Raw genomic sequence first — 12,774 nt, 5'->3', positions numbered from 1 at the left:
CCAAGGGCACACCCGGCCCCCCTCCGAAGAGGTGGGCCACTCGTATCAGAAGCGTGACAAAGGCCCCCCACCTGCACGGGCGTACCCCACGCCATGATCTAAACACTGCGTGTATACATGCCACGTATACATGGTGTGTAGAGTGCCGGGCATGTCCATCGGCAATACCCTTCTGGGGCTCCTGGAGTCCGGCCCGCGACATGGTTATGACCTGAAGCGGGCCTTCGACGAGAAGTTCGGTCATGACCGGCCGCTGCACTACGGCCAGGTCTACGCGACGATGTCCCGGCTGCTGAAGAACGGCCTCGTCGAAGTCGACGGCATCGAGGCGGGCGGTGGGCCCGAGCGCAAGCGGTACGCGATAACGGACGCCGGAATCACCGACGTCGAGCGCTGGCTCGCGACGCCGGAGAAACCCGAGCCGTACCTGCAGTCGTTGCTGTACAGCAAGGTCGTCCTCGCGCTACTGACCCACCGGGACGCGGCCGGCATCCTCGACACGCAGCGCTCCGAGCATCTGCGCAGCATGCGGATCCTGACCGACCGCAAGCGCAAGGGTGACCTGGCCGACCAGCTGATCTGCGACCACGCCCTGTTCCACCTCGAAGCGGATCTGCGGTGGCTGGAGCTGACCGCCGCGCGTCTGGACAAGCTCGCCGAGGCGGTGACGGCGTGACCGGTGTTCATCCTCCAGGCTCTCTGCTGGCTGCCCAGGACCTGTGCAAGGCGTACGGGCCGACCACCGCGCTCGACGGCGCCGAGTTCTCCATCCACCCCGGTGAGGTCGTCGCCGTGATGGGCCCCTCCGGGTCCGGGAAGTCGACGCTGCTGCACTGTCTCGCCGGGATCGTGACGCCGGACTCCGGGTCGATCACGTACAACGGGCGTGAGCTGGCCACCATGAGCGATGCCCAGCGCAGTGCGCTGCGCCGGTCCGAGTTCGGCTTCGTGTTCCAGTTCGGTCAGCTGGTGCCCGAGCTGACCTGTGTGGAGAACGTGGCGCTGCCGCTGCGGCTGAACGGCACCTCCCGCAAGGAGGCCGAGCGGGCCGCTCTCAGCTGGATGGAGCGGCTGGAGGTCGACGACCTGCGCAAGAAGCGGCCCGGCGAGGTCTCCGGCGGTCAGGGGCAGCGGGTTGCCGTGGCCCGGGCGCTGGTCACCAACCCCAGGGTGCTGTTCGCCGACGAGCCGACCGGCGCGCTCGACTCGCTCAACGGCGAGCGCGTGATGGGGCTGCTGACGGAAGCGGCCCGCTCCACCAACGCGGCCGTCGTGCTCGTCACGCACGAGGCCCGGGTCGCCGCCTACTCCGACCGCGAGATCGTCGTACGCGACGGGAAGTCCAGGGACATGGAGCGCGCCATATGAAAGCGCGCCAGTGGTCTCGCGACCTGGGCATGGGAGCCAGGTTCGCCTTCGCCGGCGGGCGGGAGGGGCGGGTGCGGATGCTGCTCACCGCCGTCGGCGTGGGGCTCGGCGTGGCACTGCTGCTGCTGTCCACCGCGATCCCGAACGCGCTGGCCGTCCGGCACGACCGGGAGGAGGCGCGCACCGACCTCACGTATATGGCCAGCGAGTCGCCGCTGCCGAAGGCGGACGACACGCTGGTGGTCGGCGAGGCCGGGACGGCCTTCCGCGACAAGGAGGTGCGTGGGCGGGAGTTGCAGCCCGAGGGGCCCAAGGCACCCCTGCCGCCGGGGGTCTCGAGGTTTCCGGGGGTGGGCGAGATGGTGGTCTCCCCCGCGCTGAAGCGGCTGCTGGACTCCGGCGAGGGGAAGTTGCTGCGGGAGCGGCTGCCGGAGCGGATCGTGGGCACCATCGCCGAACCCGGACTGATCGGTGCCCAGGAACTCGCCTTCTACCGCGGCGCCGATGACCTCGTGGTCAAGGAGGACTACGGCCTGGTCGCCCGCATCGACCGGTTCGGCGCAGGGATCAAGCCCTCGGAGGAGACGGACCCCGTCCTGGTCCTGCTCGCCCTCGTGGTGTTCCTGGTGCTGCTGATGCCGGTCGGCGTGTTCATCGCCGCAGCCGTGCGGTTCGGCGGCGAGCGCCGTGACCGGCGACTCGCGGCCCTGCGGCTGGTGGGCTCGGACAGCCGGATGACCCGGCGGATCGCCGCGGGCGAGGCCCTCGCCGGCTCCGTGGCGGGCCTGGCCTTCGGCACGGTCTTCTTCCTGCTCATCCGGGAGTTCTCCGGGTCCGTGGACCTGTTCGACGTGAGCGTCTTCCCCAGCTATCTGACCCCCTCCCCCCTGCTCGCCCTCCTCGTCGCGGTCGCGGTCCCTGCGGCCGCCGTGCTGGTCACCCTGTTCGCGCTGCGGGGCGTGGTGATCGAGCCGCTCGGCGTGGTGCGCACCGCGAAGCCCCCACGGCGCCGGTTGTGGTGGCGGCTGCTGCTGCCCGTGGGCGGGCTCGGCATGCTCCACCCGATGATCGGCAAGGACCGGCACAGCGAAGACTTCAACCAGTACCAGGTCACCGGTGGCGTCCTGCTGCTGCTCGTCGGAGTGACCGCGCTGCTGCCGTGGGTCGTAGAGAGGGTTGTGAACCGGCTCGACTCCGGCGGGGTCGCCTGGCAACTGGCCATCCGCCGACTCCAGTTGAGCAGCGGCACGGCCACCCGCATGGTCAACGGCATCGCGGTCGCGGTGGCGGGCGCCATCGCCCTGCAGATGCTGTTCTCCGGGCTGCAGGGCCAGTACACCAAGCACACCACCAACGACCTCACCCGGGCCCAGATGGGGGCGACCCTGCCGGACGAGGTCCCGCTCGCCCGGGCGGCGGCCGACTTCAAAGCGACGAGAGGCGTTGCGAAGGTCTACGCCTTCGACGAGGGCTACGTCAGCGACCGGCGCAGGTTCGCCGAGAACACCGCCCCGGTCACGATCGCCGGCTGCGCTTCCCTGCGCGAGGTGGCTTCCTTCCCCTCCTGCAAGGACGGTGACGTCTTCGCCGTCCGTGGTGGCAACGATGAGGAGGGGGTGACCGACCTTTCCAAGCCCGGCACAAAGCTGTGGTTCGACGCGCTCGACGATCCCGGTGCTCATCACAGGCCGACGCCCTGGGCGGTGCCGGCGGACGTGAAGCAGGCACGGGCGATCGCGGACCCGTCCGGGTACAAGCGTGGCGGCCTGCTGCTGACGCCGGGCGCCCTGCCCTCGGGCGCCGCGCATGGTCTCCTCGGGGAGATCTACCTCGCGCTCGACCAGGGGCTGGCGACCGCGCCCGAGTACACGCGGAACACGGCCCGCCGGCTCGGCCTGCCCACCGACCCGGTGATGTTGGTGTCCAGCAAGCGCGACGACACCTACGCCTCCATCCGCACCGGCCTGTTCGCCGGCGCGGCCTGCGTGCTGGCGCTGATCGGCGCCAGTTTGCTGGTGTCGCAGCTGGAGCAGCTGCGCGAGCGCCGCAAACTGCTGTCGTCGCTGATCGCCTTCGGCACCCGGCGCCGCACACTGTGCCTGTCCGTGCTGTGGCAGACGGCGATCCCGATCGGTCTCGGACTGGCGCTGGCCACGACGGTCGGGCTCACACTGGGCGCGGTACTGCTGAAGATGACGGACAAGCCGGTGGGCGTGGACTGGGCGAGCGTACTGTCGATGACCGGCATCGCCACCGCCGTCGTCCTGCTGGTGACCGTGCTCAGCCTGCCACCACTGCTCCGGCTGATGCGCCCGGACGGCCTGCGCACCGAGTGAGCCATACGCCCCGAAGGCCCATCAGTCACACACACCTAGGCCTCCTGGAGTCCGGGCCCACCACGGCTACTTACGGAAGTGCCGGGATCCCTGGCCTGGCCGACCCGAAGTTCGTACAGCCGGATCGGTCGATGTCCGCCATCGGCGGCTAGGGGCCACGGGGCGATGTTGCGCCCGGCGAGCGATCTGGACGCCCTGGCTGTCCCGTCGGCCGCTACTTCCGCAGGCCGGAGGCACCCCAGGAAGAAAAAGCTCCCGTCGTCGGCGACGGGGGCGTCGGAACAAAGGTGGCGAGCAGCGCGCCACCCGCAACCAGAGAGTAAATTGAGTGGAAAATCAGACGCCGCCTGCAACTGGAACCGGTCAGACGCCTCCAGCAAGTACAACTCCTGAAGGGGAATCGGAAGGCGTCGAAACCGGCAGGTTTGCCATCAGGATCATCCTTTTCACGTCAACATGCGTGACACAAATTTTTGAGCTGGTGCTCGTCCTAGTCGGTGCGAGCCTCAAGACGACGGCAATGGCCGTTGTGATCGCATTCGGCGGTACCTTCGGTCTTGGGTACTTCATCGCCAAGAGGCTTGGTTATATTCGAACGGGCACGTAATACTCGATAAACGCGGAGTCTATCGAAAACGAGAGTCCGCCCAGCTCAAACCGGGCGCCGTCTCACCTGCACAAGATTCTCGATCGCCCGGCTCCCACACCATCCCGGCCTCCGGCGCGTCCAGCAGCTCCTTGCGCCGCGGCTCCAGTCCCCCGGCTCGCAGCGCCTTCCTCTGCTGGTGCACCCACCTCTCCAGGGGGAAGTCCTTGGTGACGCCGACCTCGGTCTCGGTGTCGTAGGGGACGACGTACAGGCCGGTGATGTCGTTTTCCTTCCGCCAGCGGAGCAGGGCTTGGTAGCCCTCCAGCCACACCAGGCTCTCCGGCCGGTAGACCCGGCACGTTGACAGTGTGTGGTGCGCTTCAACGGTCGCCGACGTCCGCGTCCTCCACGCGGCGGCCGTCGTCACCGCCTCGTCGGCGACCGCCGACAGACGCTCGGCGGGCTGCCCGCGCAGCGGATCGCCCGGCTGTGGCCACCTGCCGCCCCGTCCCCGCCGCATGATCCGCCGCGTCAGCTCCTCCCGCCCGACGTGCAGTCGGCCCAGCGTGAACTCGCCCCCGCGGCGCCTCGACATACACACCGACCGCAGCCCCGTTCTTCGAACGGCCCGGTCACAACCAGCGCCTGCGCCCTGGCAGACCGGCAGGTCCGCCAGGTTCCGCGCCCTGACGCGATGGCCACTCAAGTCGTCGGCCGCCAGGGGGTGACAGAAGCCGACCTGGTCCGGATCGACGTACGGAGCGGTGAACCCGGCACGCAGCGCCAGCCGGTATCGGCAGACGGTCACCGCGGCCCCTGGCAGGCCGGCTCGCGCGTTCGCACCCTCAACTCGCCGAATTTTCCTGCGAACTGACGCACAACCCTTTGTATGCCCGGCGGGTCACACCATGCAGGAGCAACCACCTCGAAGAGTTGCAAGGGGGAAATATGCGATTCACCCGTTCCGTCCTGGCCGCGTCGGCCTTGGCGGCGCTGACCGTGGGGACCACGACCGCCCTCGCGTCACCCGCCTCCGCCGCGCCCAACACCACTCCGCAGAAGGTCTGCGGAAGCGCCTACAAGACCGTGAACTCGGCGGCCGTCGGCTCCCTGGGCACCGTCTACCTGACGTACAACGCCGCCAACGGGCAGAACTGCGTCACGACCATCCGCAACAACCCGGGTACCGCTGTGGACATGTCCGCGTGGATCTACGTCCCCGAGACCGATGAAGGCCACCACGACGCTGGGCGCTTCACGTCCTTCGCCGGACCGACCTACGTCTACGGCAAGGGCCACTGCGTCGACTGGGGCGGCAGCATCAAGAACGTGTACGTGCAGGTGCAGGGCTCCAACTGCGGCTCCCTGAAGGAACACCGGGTCACGTTCACCCGGTGACCCGCCTCTCCTCTGAACCACCCTGAGACACCCCCTACCGGGCCATCACGTTCCCGCAGCCGTTGACGCGGGAGCCGTGGTGGCCCGGTGCCGGTTTTCGGCGCACCGCCTTGCGGTCGTGCCGCTCACGCCTCGCCGCGTACTTTCAGCACCACCTTGTTGAGCACCCACAGCCCGATGCCGATGGCCACCAGCACGCCCGCCCGGATGTAGACCTCCGCCGGCCGGTCGGACAACGGGCTGGCCAGGATCAGGGCGGTGATCGCGCCGAGCACCGGCAGGACGGTCGGCGTACGGAAGTGCTGGTGCTCGACGGGGTCGCGGCGCAGGACGAGGACGGCGATGTTGACGACGGCGAAGACGCACAGCAGGAGGAACGCCGTGGTGTCGCCGAGGCCCTCGATCTCTCCGGTGGAGACCAGGCCGATGGCGAGGAGCGACACGAAGACGATGCCGACGACCGGAGTGCGGCGCCGGGGCAGTACGCGGCCCAGGGCACGCGGCAGGATGCGTTCGTTCGCCATGCCGTAGCAGAGGCGGGACGCCATCATGATGTTGATCAGTGCCGAGTTGGTGACCGCGAACAGCGCGATCAGGGCGAAGAGCTTGGGCGGGAAGTCGATCCCGCCGGCCTTGACGACCTCCAGCAGCGGGCCGCTGGAGTCCTCCAGCACGCGGTAGTCGACGAGCAGCGAGGAGACCAGCGCGACCAGGACGTAAATGGTGCCGGTGACGGCGACGCCGATGAAGATGGCGCGCGGGAACGTCCGCACCGGATCCTTGGTCTCCTCCGCCATGTTGACGGAGTCCTCGAAACCCACGAAGGCGAAGAAACCGAGGGCCGTCGCCCCCAGCACGCTGGTGAGCAGCGCGTAACCGCTGCCCTCGGCCTGGAACTCACCGAGCCGGGAAGGTTCACCGTCACCGGTCAGGACGGCCCAGGCACCGATCGTGAGGATGACGAGCAGGCCGGTCAGTTCGACCACGGTGAGGACCACGTTGGTCTTCACGGACTCCGACACGCCTCGCAGGTTCAGGGCCGCCAGGGCGAGGATGAACAGGATCGCGATGAGCGTGGGCGGGAAGAAGTCCGTGAACTCGGACAGGTAGTCGCCGCTGAAGGCGCGGGCCGCAGCGCTCGCCGAGGAAAGGCCCGAGCACATGACCATGAAGGCGACGATGAAGGTCAGGAACGGGACCTGGAACGCCTTCTGGGTGTAGAGCGCGGCTCCGGCCGCCTTCGGGTACTTGCCGACGAGCTCGACGTACGAGGCGGCTGTCAGGATCGCCACGACGAACCCGATGACGAACGGCAGCCACAGTGCCCCGCCGACCTTGCCGGCGACCTGACCGGTGGTGGCGTAGATGCCGGTGCCGAGGATGTCACCGATCACGAACAGAATCAGCAGTCTGGGGCCGATGGCACGCCGCAGTGGGGTGTCGTCCTCCCCTCTCTCCGGCGCAGCGGCTGCATTCCTGTCGGTTGCGGACACGAAAGCTCCCTGAGGCGTTCGACACGGACCGGAACAACGTCTTACCTGCCCGGCAGACCGGTAGTGATGCCTTGGCGTCTTTGATCGACTAATCGCCCCTGCGCATCGCGTCCTTGAGGGGATCAGGGACCGGACACGGACCCGCTACCGACGAGGATTCCCTCCCCTCCCCCCATGCCTGTACCTGCCGACCCGACGGTCCTGCATCCGATGCCTTCCCTTCCCCCACCATGGGCGGCTCCTGGGCCGAACACTTCGACCTGATCACCGGCCTGCCCAACCGGGGCGACACGATCGTCGGCAACGACGTCTGGTTCGGCCATGGCACGACGATCATGCCCGGCGTGCGGATCGGACACGGCGCGATCATCGCCTCCGGTGCTGTGGTCACCAGCGACGTGCCCGACTACGGCATCGCCGGCGGCAACCCGGCCCGCCTCATCCGTACCCCTTACAGCGACGAGGACGTCGCCCGGCTGACACCGTCGCGGCCACGATCCTCGCCATCCTCCCTCGCCTCAGTCCAGGTTCTTCTCCAGCACCTTCAGATAGCTGTCGATGAAGTGGTCCCGTACGCCGTCGCTCGCCGGCGCGAGGACATCCGCGGTCAGCCCGCTCACTCGGTCGGCCAGTCCTCCGATCAGAGGCATGGACTCGCGGATCCTGCCGTGGGAGTCGATGTACCGCGGGGCTTCACGTGCGTGTAGAAGGGCTCCGGCGGGAGCTGCGGCACGATGTCGTTGTTGTTGACGAAGCGATAGGTCCGGTTCTTGAAGCCCTTGTTGTACGCGGCGGCCAGCGTCGGGTCGCATGTCCGGGGCTGGCCGAAGGTGTAGACACCGTCCGCCGCCAGACGCGGCTCCTCCAAGAACATTCGCGCGCCGGCGAGCATGGCGAGCGCTCCGCCGAGGCTGTGCCCGGTGAACCATACGGTCTGGCCATTGGTCCGCCACTCCTCCAGCGTGGCCAGGACATCCGGGTAGATCGAGTCCAGGGCCTCGGCGAAGCCGTGGTGGACGCGTCCCTTACCGTCCGGGCCGCGCCTCGGCGGTGCCGTGCCGTCGGTCAGCCAGTCCTTGATCTGGGTCGGTTCCGTGCCGCGGAACGCCGTGATGATCATGTGGTCGCTGGCCAGCGTGTACGCCTGCGTGTCCTGGAGCGGGAAGGGCGGGGTGAACCGCGTCTCGTGGTGACGCACCCGGCCGAAGCCCCATTTCTCCGCCTGCTGCTCGATGGTGGCCTGGTCCTTGTAGGCCAGCGCGCACGCCTGGGCAAGGCAGTAGGCATGGCGCAGGCTGTGGCCGGAGGCGCGGTGATCGAGGGCGACAGGAGCGGTCACGGTGTCCCCTTGGGTTCATTCAATGGTGGATCGCCCGTTTCTCTCACGCGTTCGCTGTGCTGCCCGGGCGGGCCTTTTTCGTGGTCCGGCGCGGCACGTCCGATCCGTCCTGAAGATCGGCGGCGAACGCCTCGGCCGTCGCCTCGGCGGCAATGTCACTCAGATCTTCGTTGATCTCGTGGGCGACTCGCTTGGCGTCCATCGCCAGCTTTACGGAGGACTTCACAGTTCCGCGGACGACCGGCCTGATCAGCTTCTTCAGGAGGGGCGCCGACGCTACCCAGATCAAGAAGACGGGAATCACAGGAAGCATAGTCAGTACACCCCTTCTCGCAGTATTCCGGAATTACCGAGCAGTGTTCTGGAAATCCGAGCTTAGCCCCCAGAAATGCCACCTCACCAGGGAATCTCACGACATTCACCGGTTCGCGTGCACACCGGTCGAGGTTGATCTTTTCCGCCTTCCTGTGACCTACCGTGCGAGACAGGCACACTGTAATTATACGCCTCCATGTGAGAAAACTGAGCCAGGAGTGAATGTGGAAAAGACAGCAACCGACGAGACCGTCGCCGGGGCTGATCCCACCTCGGAGGAAGTGCTGCATTCCGCTGAAGTTCGCCATGCGAACGGGAAATGCACCCTCACCATCAGCGATCATCTGCACGGCGATGTGGAAGTTTACGTGGTACCGAAAGCGGCCGTGAAAAAACTCCCCTTCTATCTCGCGATGCTCAGGAACAAGCTTTCCTGAGAGGCGCGAAAGGCGTCATGCCTGCCGCTGGGCCACCAGGGACACGGCCGGCCGGGAGTCCGTGAGCAGGGAGTGGGCCAGGACACCGTAGAGGGTGTCGTTGGGGCCGTCGGCGATACGGAGGCCACGAATGTCGCGCAGGCGCTTCTCCATGGGGGTGCGGCGGGTGTAGCCCTCACTGCCGTGCAGTTGGAGCCCGATGTCGACGGCTCGGTAGGACACGTCCGTGGCGAGGGCCCTGGCGGCGGAGCAGGCCGCCACGTCGACATCGTCTCCGTCCTGCTCGATCCGCTCCAGCGGGGAGAAGCACCAGGCCGTGGCCGCCTGGACCTCGGCCGCCGCCACGGCGCCCGAGGCTCCGAGGATCCTCGGCAGCCAGCGGCCGGCGCCCGCTCCGTCCCCGCGGGCCGCCGGCACGCCCTCGTCGGGCTGTGCGGCGGAGTCGGGCCGCGGCGGGTTCGCCGCGGTCGTGCGCAGGGCTGCCAGTGTCCGGGCGATCGCCCGCCGCAGCGACTGGGCGGCTTCGCGCGGACTGATGGTGCGGTCGTGCCTCACCAGCACCCGGCCGGTGACCGGGCTGGCGTGCACCTCCTCGATGCCCGGGGCCTCGAGGAGTGATGCCTCGGTCAGCCGCGCCGAGGCGGGTCTGCCGCGCAGGAGGTCGACCTCCCAGCGCTGACGGCCGGGAACGATCGAGCGCGGCCGCATCCTTGCTCTCGTGGGGGTACGTCGTGTCGTCGGGCGGTCGCCCGGGGGGCTTTCGAGCAAGGCCATCGCGTCAGTCACTGCTCTCCATGAAGCTCCAGTAGCCGGAGATCGCGGCATCGCCGGTCCCGGGGATCACCACGCCCAGTTTCCGCAGCCGTCGGACCGTCCTGTCGTTGTCGAACTCCAGGGTCGGCCGCTGTGCGGCCGGTGCCTTCCTGGCGTGCTCCTCCAGGTAGGCCTGGTAGGGCAGGATCGGCAGCTCCCGTCCCCGTTCGGTCGCGCGACGCAGGCGTCGCAGCCAGTCGGTGAGCGGGAGTTGTTCCGAGCGCGTCCCGTGCATGCGGTCGTAGGCGGCCATGAAGGCGCCCGGTCCGATCCGGCGTGTGTGGTGAAGGTGGTGGACGTGGCCGGCCCCGTCACCGTTCCGCAGCAGCTCCACCAGAGCGGCGGCGAGGACGTCGCCGGGCACGAGGCGCACGCGCAGCGCGTCGGTCTCGGCGACGACCTGACGCAGCGCCGCCTCGAAGAGGTCCGGATCGACCGGTCCGTGGATCTCCAGGTACTCGCCCAAGCGCAAGGCCGGGCCCACGTCCGGGGAATGCTGCTCGGCCAGCCAGACCTCGCGCTGTCCCGCGGTCACCGGAAGGATCTCGACCGGCGTATCGGGTGTCTGGTCCGGGATCTGTGTCTGGTCGTCGACATGCTGTGCGGGAAGCTGACGACGGGACAACGAGGAACCTCCTGTAGGGCCGGCGCCCCCTGATCACGACCGGCCTTCGCCAGATCACCCATCGTGACAGCTACCAGGGCATTCTCCGCGTCTGGAGCAAAATAGCCAAGGAATGACGGGCGGGGCGTTGCGCGCCACTGCCGCGATGAGTTCCGGCCGCGTCGCGAGTCTGTTCCGGTGAGCGTCGTACGACGGCGTACGACGCTGCCCGGCACGAGACACCACGGAGGACACCATGACGACCACGCCGAGTGACCCGACCGCCGCGCTGCCCGGCCGCCCGCCCGTCGTCGACCTGGCCACCTGGCAGGCCGCCCGTGACGAGCTTCTGGTCCGCGAGAAGGCCCACACCCGCGAGGGCGACGCCCTCACCGCGGCCCGTCGCCGGCTTCCGATGGTGGAGTTCGACGGGACGGTCGAGGTCGTCGGACCCGACGGCCCGGTCCCGTTCCTGGACCTGTTCCAGGGCCGCGCCGAGCTCGTGGTCTACAAGCACATGTGGTACGACGGCGCGCCGCACCAGGGACAGTGCGAGGGCTGCACCACCACCGCCTGGCACCTGAAGGACGCCGTCTACCCCAACGCCCGCGGCGTCTCGTTCGCCATCGTGACCACGGGCCGTTGGGACGAAGTGGCCTCCTACGTCGGGTTCATGGGCTACACCCAGCCCTGGTACTCGGTGCGCGACGTGGACGCGCCGGTCGGCGGCGACATGGGTTACCTCACCTGCTTCCTGCGTGACGGCGACCGGGTGTTCCTCACCTATTCCACGACGGGCCGTGGCAACGAGCGGGTCAACGGGTCCCTCGGCCTGCTCGACATGACGCCCCACGGCCGCGGCGAGGCGTGGGAGGACAAGCCCGAGGGCTGGCCCGTGGGGCACAGCCCGTGCTGGTCCTGGCGCTCGGACGCGGACGGGAACGCCACCTGGGGCCCGACCAGCCGCCCCGTACCTCAGTGGACCCGCCCCGGCGCGACTCCCGTGGAGACACTCGGCCGACATGGCCACCACCACTGACGCGCGTTCGACGGCCCTGGCTCCGTGATGTTCCCGCTGCCCGTCGCCTCAGCCGTCCGCCAGCTCTCCGAGCAGCTTCCAGGTGCGGCGCCGGTCGGCCTCGCTGCCCAAGTCCGTCATGGTGAACACCACCTCCGTCGCCCCCGCCTCCCGGTACCGTGCCACCTCGGCGGCGATGGTCTCCTCATCGCCGATCGCGGCCAGATCGACGGCCCGGGTGCCACCGGACAGCCCGATGACCCGCTGGTAGGAAGGAAACCGCTCGTAGAAGGCGAGCGCCTCGGTCGCCTGCTCCCGCACGGCCTCTGCGTCAGCCGTGACCACGCCCGGTACGAACGCCACGACGCGAGGCGCCGGCCGGCCCGCCGTCTCGGCCGCGGCGGCGACGGCCGGGACGATGTGCTCGGCGAGGGCGCGCGGGCCGGCCAGATACGGCAGGATGCCATCCGCGAGTTCGCCGGAGACGCGCAGCGCCTGCGGCGCCATGGCGGCGACCAGCAGTGGCACGGGCGGTTCGGCACCCGGCACCGCGGCCGACAGCGGTGTGGTGGCGGTCAGCAGCTCTCCGCGGAAATCGGCGCTGCCCGTTTCGACGAGTTGGCGCAGGGCGGTGAGGAACTCCCGGAGCAGGCGGATCGGGCGCTCGTACGGGATACCGAAACCGGCCTCCGTCAGTTGCCTGGTGCCGAGCGCCAGCCCGAGGTGGTAGCGCCCGCGGGTCGCCGCCTGGGCGGTCTGGGCCTGGCTGGAGATGAGCAGGGGATGACGGCCGAAGACCGGGATCGCGGCCGTCCCGACGTGCAGTCCGGGTACCTCGCGGCCGACGATCGCGGCCAGCGAGGGTGAGTCGTAGGCGAAGGTCTGGCCGAACCATGTGGAACGTAATCCGGCATCGTGGGCTTCCCGCGCCAACTGCACCGTGCCGTCGATGCCATGGTGAAGGGGAAGCGCTACTCCGATAGTCATGACCAGGGCAACTGGCAGGCCCACGACCGGCATTCCCGCTCGCCGGACATCCGCACCCGCATCACGGACTCGGGCGG

General features: G+C 68.8%; 12 protein-coding genes and 3 pseudogenes. 8 read left to right on the top strand and 7 right to left on the bottom strand.

Annotated elements, in window-relative coordinates:
• The first annotated feature begins 151 nt into the window (after positions 1-151).
• From ACZ6TU_RS36885 to ACZ6TU_RS36870, 4 genes are all read left to right on the top strand, one after another.
• A complete protein-coding gene (locus tag ACZ6TU_RS36885) occupies positions 152-676 on the top strand; it encodes a PadR family transcriptional regulator (protein WP_469553180.1) in 525 nt (174 codons plus the stop codon).
• Positions 673-1,368 (top strand): ABC transporter ATP-binding protein, encoded by a 696-nt coding sequence (locus ACZ6TU_RS36880; RefSeq protein WP_469553178.1) that lies wholly within the window; start codon positions 673-675, stop codon positions 1,366-1,368. The genes ACZ6TU_RS36885 and ACZ6TU_RS36880 overlap by 4 nt, the downstream gene beginning before the upstream one ends.
• The gene (locus ACZ6TU_RS36875) at positions 1,365-3,704 is read left to right on the top strand and encodes an ABC transporter permease (RefSeq protein WP_469553176.1); all 2,340 of its coding nucleotides are present in this window, start codon (positions 1,365-1,367) and stop codon (positions 3,702-3,704) included. Before ACZ6TU_RS36880 ends, ACZ6TU_RS36875 begins: the two co-directional genes overlap by 4 nt.
• Positions 3,705-4,032: 328 nt before the next feature.
• Complete coding sequence (locus tag ACZ6TU_RS36870; RefSeq protein WP_467681804.1) at positions 4,033-4,311, top strand: hypothetical protein; 279 nt, start codon at positions 4,033-4,035, stop codon at positions 4,309-4,311.
• A gap of 82 nt (positions 4,312-4,393) precedes the next feature.
• On the opposite strand, the pseudogene ACZ6TU_RS36865 reads toward ACZ6TU_RS36870, so the two are convergent.
• Positions 4,394-4,651 (bottom strand): annotated as a pseudogene (locus ACZ6TU_RS36865) (helicase associated domain-containing protein); the annotation flags it as partial.
• Between the two features lie 590 nt (positions 4,652-5,241).
• Between ACZ6TU_RS36865 and ACZ6TU_RS36860 the strand changes: the two are divergent.
• On the top strand, positions 5,242-5,691 hold the full coding sequence (locus ACZ6TU_RS36860) for a spore-associated protein (protein ID WP_467681806.1): 450 nt from the start codon (positions 5,242-5,244) through the stop codon (positions 5,689-5,691).
• A 125-nt stretch (positions 5,692-5,816) separates the two neighbouring features.
• Here ACZ6TU_RS36860 and ACZ6TU_RS36855 read toward each other — a convergent pair whose 3' ends face one another.
• Positions 5,817-7,184: an APC family permease gene (locus tag ACZ6TU_RS36855; protein WP_467681808.1), complete on the bottom strand. Its 1,368-nt coding sequence runs from the start codon at positions 7,182-7,184 to the stop codon at positions 5,817-5,819.
• A gap of 188 nt (positions 7,185-7,372) precedes the next feature.
• Between ACZ6TU_RS36855 and ACZ6TU_RS36850 the strand changes: the two are divergent.
• Positions 7,373-7,663, top strand: a pseudogene (locus ACZ6TU_RS36850) (LbetaH domain-containing protein); the annotation flags it as partial.
• Positions 7,664-7,702: 39 nt separating this feature from the next.
• Here the strand turns inward: ACZ6TU_RS36850 and ACZ6TU_RS36845 are convergent.
• A pseudogene (locus ACZ6TU_RS36845) lies at positions 7,703-8,523 on the bottom strand (lipase family protein).
• Between the two features lie 43 nt (positions 8,524-8,566).
• The gene (locus ACZ6TU_RS36840) at positions 8,567-8,836 is read right to left on the bottom strand and encodes a DUF5132 domain-containing protein (protein WP_467681810.1); all 270 of its coding nucleotides are present in this window, start codon (positions 8,834-8,836) and stop codon (positions 8,567-8,569) included.
• Positions 8,837-9,062: 226 nt separating this feature from the next.
• Here ACZ6TU_RS36840 and ACZ6TU_RS36835 point away from each other — a divergent pair, with 226 nt between their 5' ends.
• The gene (locus tag ACZ6TU_RS36835; protein ID WP_469553224.1) at positions 9,063-9,275 is read left to right on the top strand and encodes a hypothetical protein; all 213 of its coding nucleotides are present in this window, start codon (positions 9,063-9,065) and stop codon (positions 9,273-9,275) included.
• A gap of 15 nt (positions 9,276-9,290) precedes the next feature.
• On the opposite strand, the gene ACZ6TU_RS36830 is transcribed toward ACZ6TU_RS36835, so the two are convergent.
• Complete coding sequence (locus ACZ6TU_RS36830) at positions 9,291-9,983, bottom strand: acyl-CoA dehydrogenase family protein (RefSeq protein WP_469553173.1); 693 nt, start codon at positions 9,981-9,983, stop codon at positions 9,291-9,293.
• 70 nt (positions 9,984-10,053) lie between these two features.
• A complete protein-coding gene (locus ACZ6TU_RS36825) occupies positions 10,054-10,713 on the bottom strand; it encodes a hypothetical protein (RefSeq protein ID WP_469553171.1) in 660 nt (219 codons plus the stop codon).
• A gap of 235 nt (positions 10,714-10,948) precedes the next feature.
• Between ACZ6TU_RS36825 and ACZ6TU_RS36820 the strand changes: the two genes are divergently transcribed.
• Positions 10,949-11,731, top strand: coding sequence for a DUF899 family protein (locus tag ACZ6TU_RS36820; RefSeq protein ID WP_467681818.1), 783 nt, complete (start codon positions 10,949-10,951; stop codon positions 11,729-11,731).
• Positions 11,732-11,779: 48 nt separating this feature from the next.
• Here the strand turns inward: ACZ6TU_RS36820 and ACZ6TU_RS36815 are convergent, their stop codons facing one another.
• On the bottom strand, positions 11,780-12,697 hold the full coding sequence (locus ACZ6TU_RS36815; protein ID WP_467681820.1) for an LLM class F420-dependent oxidoreductase: 918 nt from the start codon (positions 12,695-12,697) through the stop codon (positions 11,780-11,782).
• Between the last annotated feature and the right edge of the window lie 77 nt (positions 12,698-12,774).

It is taken from the genome of Streptomyces sp. NPDC052064 (assembly GCF_055585925.1).
This window is presented reverse-complemented; position numbering and strand designations above follow the sequence as displayed.

Bases quoted from the DNA above. Each gene is read 5' to 3' on its own strand.
- ACZ6TU_RS36885 (WP_469553180.1), top strand. From the start codon at position 152: ATGTCCATCGGCAATACCCTTCTGGGGCTCCTGGAGTCCGGCCCGCGA.
- ACZ6TU_RS36820 (WP_467681818.1), top strand. From the start codon at position 10,949: ATGACGACCACGCCGAGTGACCCGACCGCCGCGCTGCCCGGCCGCCCG.
- ACZ6TU_RS36830 (WP_469553173.1), bottom strand. From the start codon at position 9,983: ATGCGGCCGCGCTCGATCGTTCCCGGCCGTCAGCGCTGGGAGGTCGAC.
- ACZ6TU_RS36860 (WP_467681806.1), top strand. From the start codon at position 5,242: ATGCGATTCACCCGTTCCGTCCTGGCCGCGTCGGCCTTGGCGGCGCTG.
- ACZ6TU_RS36840 (WP_467681810.1), bottom strand. From the start codon at position 8,836: ATGCTTCCTGTGATTCCCGTCTTCTTGATCTGGGTAGCGTCGGCGCCC.
- ACZ6TU_RS36815 (WP_467681820.1), bottom strand. From the start codon at position 12,697: ATGACTATCGGAGTAGCGCTTCCCCTTCACCATGGCATCGACGGCACG.
- ACZ6TU_RS36875 (WP_469553176.1), top strand. From the start codon at position 1,365: ATGAAAGCGCGCCAGTGGTCTCGCGACCTGGGCATGGGAGCCAGGTTC.